This is a genomic window from Oscillibacter sp. (assembly GCF_028693505.1).
Lineage (GTDB): Bacteria > Bacillota > Clostridia > Oscillospirales > Oscillospiraceae > Oscillibacter.
On sequence record NZ_JAQUVF010000002.1, the window covers coordinates 104,048 to 112,568 of the forward strand.

Below are 8,521 nucleotides of genomic sequence, written 5' to 3' on the forward strand. Positions count from 1 at the left end.
GCCGAGACTTTTTTCGACAAACCGGAGCGGGGGAACATTCCCCCGCTTTTTTCTGCCCGGAGAAGTTTTAGGACTTTTTTTGTGGGATTTCGGGAGATTTTTTCGGTTTCATAACTTTCCGTTGCCCGGCGGGGGAAATCATGCTATATTTGGAATATCCAGTAAACTATGAGGAGGCGCGCTTATGAAACCTTGTAAAGTTGGCGTGGTCGGCACCGGCACTATGGCCACCGGCACCGCCGTGCTGCTCATCTGCAACTGCTATCCCACCGTCATCCATGGCCGCACAGAGGAAAGCTGCGAGAAGGGGCTCCGGCTCATCCACGAGAGCTTGGACGATCTCATCGCGGCGGGCGTCCTGTCGCAATCCCAGAAGGAAAAGGCCCTCGGATACCTTGTGACCACCACGGCCTATGAGGATTTGGCGGCGTGCGCGTTCGTCATTGAATCCACCGCCGAGACCATTGAGACCAAGCGGGACGTCATGGGCCATTTGGAGGCCGTCTGCCCGCCGGAGACCATCCTAAGCTCCACCACCTCCGCCATCTCCGCAAACGAGATCGCCGCAACGATGCTTCACAAGGAGCGCTTCATGGTGGCCCACTCCTGGAACCCGCCCCATCTGGTGCCGCTGGTGGAGATCGTGAAGAGCGAATTTACATCCCAGGAGGCCGTGGACAGGGAAGTGGAATTGCTGGAGGACCTGGGGCGAGTACCGGTGGTCCTGAAGAAGGACGCCCCGGGCTTTATCGGCAACCGCCTGCACCACGCATTGTTCCGCGAGGCGGAGCACATCATTGAAGAGGGCATTGCCGACGCCGACGCCGTGGACAAGACCATCCTCTATTCCATCGGCCAGCGGTACAGCTCCATCGGCCTCATGGAGTACTGGGACCACATCCCCGTGTCGCTGCAAACCAACATCCAAACCTACCTCTTCCCCCATCTTTGCAATGCGGATAAACCCGGCAAGCTGCTCACGGACAAGACCGCCACCGGCGAGGACCTGTACGATTGGACGGCGGAAAAGAGCGCGGACTACGAGCTGCGCAAGCGCAAGCCGTTCTATCGCTTTGCAACGGTGAAGCTCAAGGACGAGACGAAATAAAGCCCCAGCCGTTTCCCCGCGCCGCCTGTTACCTTGGCGGCGCGGGGAAATGCTCTCTTTTGCCTCGCCCAGCTGCAAAAAATTCAAAAATTGTTTATTTTTCTTTATACAGAATATGTTGTATATTTATTGAAGTCGTGATATACTCTATCATGCTAAGCGGCGGCGCAGTATTCTAGTCAGATCTGCCGTTTCCTAGGGAGGGCCTAAAAATCCTCTGAAGGGCACATCGATGAAACCTCTGGTGCTTGCTTGATACGCCCAGTTTTGGGTGGGTGCTGGGGGGAAGCGCGCTCGCGTGCTTGCGAACTCAGGGCGATTTCCAATGGCATGGTCAACCCGACCCTGTTTTCGTGGAGACCTGCTCTTGTGCACAGACGTACTCCCATTGTGGTAATTTCGGCCTGTGTACGAAGCAGATTATGAACCTGCAATGCGGTACATCGGTCCCTCGGGGCCGTAATGCTGTGTGCAGACGTAGCCTGCCTTGCGTGGGGTGTGGCGAATAAGAGGTCAGGCCGTTTTCGCTCCGGCCGGAGCAAGCGACGGCCCCCTGCTCTTTGAAACCATGACTGCAAAAGAGGCTAAAGAAGCGGACAGACTGCGGTGGAAATCACCTAGGCTGTCTTGACCGGGCAAAAAAGGGATTGCAGTGCGGACTAAGTGGCAATCGGGTAGTGCGGATGGGCGACGCCGCACCTTGGCACCAAAGGGGGAACCGCCTCCATCGGCAACGAGAGGTGTGCCTTGGGGAAAACCGACCCGTACCTAAGCCGTAAGATTTACCTTTTTTGCCGCCGCCGGCTTAGCAGAATTTTGTTTCCATTTTCGGAGGCTGTTTTTTGAAAAAAGAGAAAAAGGGCGGTTCTTCCGCCCAATACCGATGGGCCTTGACGGTGTTTTGCATGGCGGTTGCTCTGTCCGCGGCGTTGAGTCTTGCGTCTGAGACGATGCTGGACGGCGCGGATGTGGTAATCGCCATTGCGATTTTGGCCATGTTCATCTGCCTTGGCATTGTGTTCGACGTGCTTGGTGTGGCGGTGACCGCCGCGGACCCCAAGCCCTTCCACTCCATGGCCGCCCACCGGGAAAAGGGCGCAAAGGAGGCGCTGTTCCTCCTGCGCAACGCCAGCCACGTCTCCAGCGTCTGCAACGACGTGGTGGGGGACATCTGCGGCATCGTCAGCGGCGCCACCGGCGCCGTCATCGTGACACAATTGCAGCGCACCCTGAGCTGCCGCACCGTGCTCATCTCCGTGGGCGTCACCGCGCTGATCTCCGGACTGACCATCGGCGGCAAGGCCCTGTCCAAGACCTTTGCCATGAAGCAGAGCACCCGGGTGGTCTATTGGGCGGGCCGGGCGCTGCATGTCTTTCACCGCTGAGAGGAGAGGAACCCGTGATTCTGGAATCCATTCATTCTCCCGCCGACGTGAAGGCGCTGCCCCAGAGCGATCTGGCGGTGCTTTGTCGGGAAGTGCGGGAATTTCTGGTCGAAAACGTCTCCCAGACCGGCGGACATCTGGCCTCCAATCTGGGGGCGGTGGAGCTGACGGTGGCCATCCACCGGGTGTTTGACACCCGGGAGGACCGTCTCGTCTTTGACGTGGGCCACCAGTGCTACGTCCACAAGGCCCTCACCGGTCGGCAGGAACTGTTTTCCACCCTTCGCCAGCTGGACGGCCTTTCCGGCTTTCCCAAGCCCTATGAGAGCGTCCACGACGCCTTCATCGCGGGCCATGCATCCAACTCCGTCTCTGTGGCGCTTGGCATGGCAAGGGCAAGAACTTTACAGGAAAAATCGTACAGCGTACTGGCCCTCATCGGGGACGGCGCCCTCACCGGCGGCCTTGCCTACGAGGGACTCAATAACGCCGGGGCCTCCGGGGAGCCGCTGATCGTCATTCTCAACGACAACGGCATGTCCATCAACCCCAACGTGGGCGCGATGCCCACCCATTTGAGCCTTCTGCGGTCCAAGAGCGCCTACTATCACTTCAAGAAGTGGTACCGGGGCCTTTTTGGCAAGCGGCCCATGGAAAATAAGCTCTACCGCTTCAACCACAAGCTGAAAACCTCCCTGAAAAAGACGCTCTGGCCCGGCAGCACGCTGTTCGAGGACATGGGCTTTACCTACCTCGGCCCCATCGACGGCCATGATCTGCCCCGCCTGTGCGACGTTTTGCAGTGGGCGCGGGAGCAAAACGGCCCGGTGGTGGTCCACGTGAACACCGTGAAGGGGAAGGGGTACCCCTTTGCCGAGCAGAATCCCGGCAAATTTCACGGCGTGGGGCCCTTCGACCCCGTCACGGGGCTTTTGCCCAAGCCGGGGGGCGAGACCTTTTCCTCCGTGTTCGGCAAAACGCTGACGGACTGCGCCGCAAAGGACCCACGGGTTTGCGCCATCACCGCCGCCATGGCGGACGGCACCGGCCTCACGCCCTTTGCCCGGGCGTTTCCAAACCGCTTTTTCGACGTGGCCATCGCGGAGGGACACGGCGTTTCCATGGCTGCTGGTCTTGCCGCCCAAGGGATGATCCCGGTGTTCGCGGTCTATTCCACCTTTTTGCAGCGGGGCTACGACCAGCTCATTCACGATGTGGCGCTGGAAGGGCTTCACGTGGTGCTGGGCGTGGACCGGGCGGGCCTTGTGGGCGCCGACGGCGAGACCCATCACGGCTGCTTCGACGCGCTGTTTCTCTCCGAGATCCCGGGCTTTACCGTGCTGTGCCCCTCCAGCTTTGCGGAGCTGCGGCACATGCTGCGCCAGGCGCTCTTCGAGCTTGATGGCCCGGTGGTGGTCCGGTATCCCCGGGGCGGGGAGGGCGGCTTTACCGCCGACACGGCGGATGCGTCCATCGCCCGGCTGCGGGCGGGGGAGGACGTCACGATCCTTTCCTACGGCGTGCTGGTGAACCATCTGCTGGATGCGGCGGAGGAGCTGGAGCGCCGCGGCATCCACGCAGGCGTGGTGAAGCTAAACCGCATTTCCCCGCTGGAGCACGGAGACGTCTGCGCAAGCCTTGGGCAGATGAAGCGGCTTTTGGTGCTGGAGGACTCCTTCGGCGCGGGCTGCGTGGGCCAGCGCATCGCCGCCATTTTGGCGGAACACGGCATGGCGCCGGAGAAACTGATCTTAAAAAATCTCGGCAAAACCTTTGCCCCGGAGGGCAGCGTCCCCCAGCTGGAGCACCGCTTCGGGCTGGACGGCGCGGCCATCGCGGCGGCGGTGGAGGAGGCAATGGCACATGAGTAATAAAACGCGACTAGACGTGCTGCTGGTGGAGCGGGGCTTGCAGGAAACCCGCCAGAAGGCGCAGGCCGTCATCATGAGCGGACTGGTGTTCATCAAGGGCCAGCGGGTGGACAAGCCCGGCACCGCCGTTGCAAACGACGCGGAGATCGAGGTGCGGGGCAACGCCCTGCCTTACGTAAGCCGGGGCGGGCTAAAGCTGGAAAAGGCCATGAAAACCTTTCCCATCGACCTTGCGGGGACCGTTTGCGCCGATATCGGCGCATCCACCGGCGGCTTTACGGACTGTATGCTGCAAAACGGCGCGACAAAGATCTACGCCGTGGATGTGGGATACGGACAGCTGGCGTGGAAGCTGCGCAGCGATCCCCGGGTGGTGTGTCTGGAGCGGACCAATGCCCGGTATCTCACAAGCGAGCAGATTCCCGAGGCGCTGGATTTTTCCTCCATCGACGTGAGCTTCATCTCGCTCAAGCTCATCCTGCCCGCCGTCTGCGGCGTTTTGAGAGACGGAGGCCACGTGGCCTGTCTTGTGAAACCGCAGTTCGAGGCTGGACGGGAAAAGGTGGGAAAAAAGGGCGTGGTCCGGGACCCCGCCGTCCACCGGGAGGTGCTGGAGCACTTTTTGACCCATGCAAAGGATTCAGGCTTTACAGTGCTTGGCATTACATATTCTCCCATCCGGGGACCCGAGGGAAACATTGAGTATCTGGGGTATCTGGAAAAGGGAGCGGGGCAGGAGCAATCCTTTGATTTGGACGCACTGGTGGCGGAATCCCACGAGGTTTTGAAAGAGCACGGAGAGGGGAGCGGCATATGAATCCGAAAAAAATTATCCTCTGCCCCAATCCCAACCGGGATCAGGGAATGCTGGCGACGAAGGCGGCGGACAAGATCCTGCGGGAGATGGGCTTCCAGACGGCGGTCTGTTCTCCCTTCAAGGACCAGAAGGCGGGCGCGTTTGCCGATTACGACGTGCGCTCCCTGCCTCAGGAGATGCGGGGCGCGGACCTGCTCATCACCTTCGGCGGGGACGGCACCATTTTGCACCTCGCCAAAATGGCCGCCCTGCACAAGCTGCCGGTTTTGGGCATCAACATGGGGGGGCTGGGCTTCATCGCGGAGCTGGAGGCCGGAGAGCTGGAGACCTTGCGCAAGCTGGCGGCCTGGGACTTCCAGACGGAGTCCCGGATGATGCTGGACGTGTCCGTTTTCCGTGAAGGGAAACAGATTTACACCAATCTCGGGCTCAACGATGCGGTGATTCGTGAGGGACCGATCTCCCACGTCATTCATTTGAAGATTTCCTCCGATGGCCGCCATCTGGCGGACATCGCGGGGGACGGCGTCATCATCTCCACCCCCACCGGGTCCACGGCGTACTCCCTGTCCGCGGGCGGTCCCGTGGTGGAGCCGGTGGCCCAGACGCTGGTGGTCTGCCCCATCTGCACCCACAACATGCGCTTTTCCTCCTACGTGCTCTCGCCGGAGCACGTGCTGACGGTGGAGCTGGAGCGCAACGGCCGCAAGCCTGTGTATCTGTGCGTGGACGAGAGCCGGGCCTTCGCCCTGCGCGCCGACGACAAGGTGCAGGTGAAGCGGAGCAAGTACGCCATGAAGCTGGTCCGCCTCACGGAGAAGAGCTTCTGCGAGGTTTTTGCACAAAAAATGCTGCCGGGAGGGCTGTAAGATGAAAAACGACCGCCAAACCATGATTTTAGAGATCATCGCACAGGAAAATATCGAAACGCAGGAGCAGCTGCTCACGCGGCTGCTGGAGCGGGGCGTCTCCAGTACGCAGGCCACCATTTCCCGGGACATCAAGCAGATGCACCTTATTAAGGAACCGGTGGGGCAGGGCATTTACAAGTACGCCGTCTCCGGCAACCGGACGAAGCTGAATTTCGCGGAGAAGCTGCGCACCATCTTCCGCGAGAGCATCACCAGCATCGCCTCGGCCCAGAACATCGTGGTCCTCAAGACCATGCCGGGCCTTGCCAGCGCCGCCTGTTCTGCGCTGGACAACATGGACATCACCTACATGGTCGGCTCGCTGGCCGGGGACGACACCGCCTTTTTGCTGATGCAGGATACGGAGTCCGCCGCCGCCTTCTGCGAGGAGATCAAGGAGATGCTGTGATGGCGATGTCTTTGGTTTTGCTGGCGGGCGCGGGAATTCTGCTGGTGGGCATTGTTCTCGCCATCGCGCTTTCCCGGTAAAGCGATAGTTCTTCACGCACACTGCTTTCCAGTGGTTTTTTGGCGCGGACTTTACTTCCGTCGCCTGCATTATTCTTCCAAAGGGGAGGACAAGGCCATGCTGTTGTTGCTGCACATTGAAAATATCGCGGTCATCGAAGAATCGGACATCCAGTTCCAGCCGGGCTTTAACGCCCTCACCGGCGAGACCGGCGCGGGCAAGTCCATTGTCATCGACGCCATGGGCGCGGTGCTGGGCGGCCGGACCTCCCGGGAATTGATCCGCACCGGCGCAGAAAAAGCCTTCGTCAGCGCGGAATTTACCGCTGTGCCGCCGGACCTTGGCGCTCTGGCAGAGACCGGCGTGGCGGTGGACGAGAACGGGGAGCTTTTATTGCAGCGGGAGATTTTTGCCGACGGAAAAAATCTCTGCCGTGCCAACGGACGGCCCGTCACCGTGGCGCAGCTGCGGCGCATCGGCGAGGAGCTTTTGAACATCCACGGCCAGCACGACGGCACGCAGCTTTTGGACGAAGAGCGCCACGGCGCGTATCTGGACCGCTTCGGGCAGACCGAAGCCGCGCTTTCCACCTACCGCACGGCGTACGACGCCATGGCGGACCTGCGCGCCCAAATCCGCGCCCTGCAAATGGACGAGGCGGAAAAGGCCCGGCGGATGGACAGCCTCCGCTTCCAGATCGACGAGTTGGAGTGCGCGGAGCTGACGGCGGGGGAGGACGAGGAACTGACGGCGCGGCGCAACCTTTTGCGTAACGGGGAAAAGTACCTCTCAGCCCTTTCCGGCGCGGATTTTTGCCTGAACGGGGACGACGAGAGCGCTGGCGCGGTGAGCGCCCTGCGGGACGCGGAAAGCGCCGTCGCCACCATCCGCACCCTGAGCGGCGACCTCACCGAAATCTACAACCGATTGGAGCAGGTACGCTGTGAAGCGTTTGACCTTGCCGAGATTATTCGGGACAAACGGGCAGAATTTGACTTTTCTCCCGCCGAGCTGGACGCGGTGGAGCGGCGGAGCGACCAGCTCTACCGGCTGAAGAAGAAATACGGCGCCACGGTGGAGGATATGCTCGCGTATCTCGACCGCTGCCGGGGAGAGCTTAGCGCCATGGAGACGGCGGACGACACCCTTCTTTTGCTGGAGAGCAAGCTAAAGGCGGCAGAGAGCGCCGTTTTTGCCGCCGGCAAGGCGCTGACGGCGGTCCGAAAGGCCGCCGCCCAGACGCTGGAGCAGCGCATCCAAAAGGAGCTGGGGGAGCTGGATATGCACAAGGTCCGCTTCGCCATCGACTTTGCGGAAAAGGACCCGGCAGTGGACGGGTGCGACGCCATCCGCTTTCTGATGTCCGCCAACGTGGGGGAGGACCTGCGGCCCATCGCCCGCATCGCCTCCGGCGGCGAGCTGGCCCGCATCATGCTGGCGCTGAAAAACGTGCTGGCGGAGCAGGAGGCCGTGGGCACGCTGGTCTTTGACGAGGTGGATACCGGCGTCTCCGGCCGGGCCGCCCAGAAGGTGGCGGAAAAGCTTGCCCAGGTCTCGAGGCGCAAGCAGGTGCTTTGCGTCACCCATCTGCCCCAGCTGGCCGCCATGGCGGACACCCATTTCTCCGTGGAGAAGGGGGAGAGCAAGGGAAGAACCTTTACACGTGTCGTCTCACTGGACCGGGAGCGGCGCAAGGCGGAACTGGCCCGGATCACCGGCGGCAGCAAAATAACGGACGCCCTGCTGCAAAGCGCGGGAGAGCTGCTGGACGAGGCGGAGGGCTACCGCAGGGCGCTTGGGTGACGGCTGGGCGTTAAAAATGCGGCAATTCCCGCAAATGTCAAGAAGAAAATTAACATGCTCCTAAAAATTGGGAGTGAGGAAAGCGGCGCCTGCGGGTGCCGTTTTTTTCCTTTGTAACACAATGTGCGTGTGCCTGGGCGCTGGCTGCCGGGTAGAA

Annotated in this window: 7 protein-coding genes; all 7 read left to right on the top strand. The window is 61.0% G+C overall.

What is annotated here, in order from left to right; genetic code table 11:
• Positions 1-184: 184 nt before the first annotated feature.
• The 7 genes from PHI30_RS01410 (at position 185) to recN (ending at position 8,364) form a co-directional block, all read left to right on the top strand.
• A complete protein-coding gene (locus PHI30_RS01410; RefSeq protein ID WP_300022888.1) occupies positions 185-1,108 on the top strand; it encodes a 3-hydroxyacyl-CoA dehydrogenase family protein in 924 nt (307 codons plus the stop codon).
• A gap of 842 nt (positions 1,109-1,950) precedes the next feature.
• On the top strand, positions 1,951-2,493 hold the full coding sequence (locus PHI30_RS01415) for a hypothetical protein (RefSeq protein WP_300022891.1): 543 nt from the start codon (positions 1,951-1,953) through the stop codon (positions 2,491-2,493).
• A gap of 14 nt (positions 2,494-2,507) precedes the next feature.
• Positions 2,508-4,364: a 1-deoxy-D-xylulose-5-phosphate synthase gene (gene dxs, locus PHI30_RS01420; RefSeq protein ID WP_300022894.1), complete on the top strand. Its 1,857-nt coding sequence runs from the start codon at positions 2,508-2,510 to the stop codon at positions 4,362-4,364.
• Complete coding sequence (locus tag PHI30_RS01425) at positions 4,357-5,181, top strand: TlyA family RNA methyltransferase (protein WP_300022897.1); 825 nt, start codon at positions 4,357-4,359, stop codon at positions 5,179-5,181. Before dxs ends, PHI30_RS01425 begins: the two co-directional genes overlap by 8 nt.
• Positions 5,178-6,050 (top strand): NAD(+)/NADH kinase, encoded by an 873-nt coding sequence (locus PHI30_RS01430; protein WP_300022900.1) that lies wholly within the window; start codon positions 5,178-5,180, stop codon positions 6,048-6,050. The genes PHI30_RS01425 and PHI30_RS01430 overlap by 4 nt, the downstream gene beginning before the upstream one ends.
• 1 nt (position 6,051) lies before the next feature.
• A complete protein-coding gene (locus PHI30_RS01435) occupies positions 6,052-6,501 on the top strand; it encodes an arginine repressor (RefSeq protein WP_300022903.1) in 450 nt (149 codons plus the stop codon).
• Positions 6,502-6,678: 177 nt separating this feature from the next.
• On the top strand, positions 6,679-8,364 hold the full coding sequence (gene recN, locus PHI30_RS01440; protein ID WP_300022905.1) for a DNA repair protein RecN: 1,686 nt from the start codon (positions 6,679-6,681) through the stop codon (positions 8,362-8,364).
• Positions 8,365-8,521 lie beyond the last annotated feature (157 nt).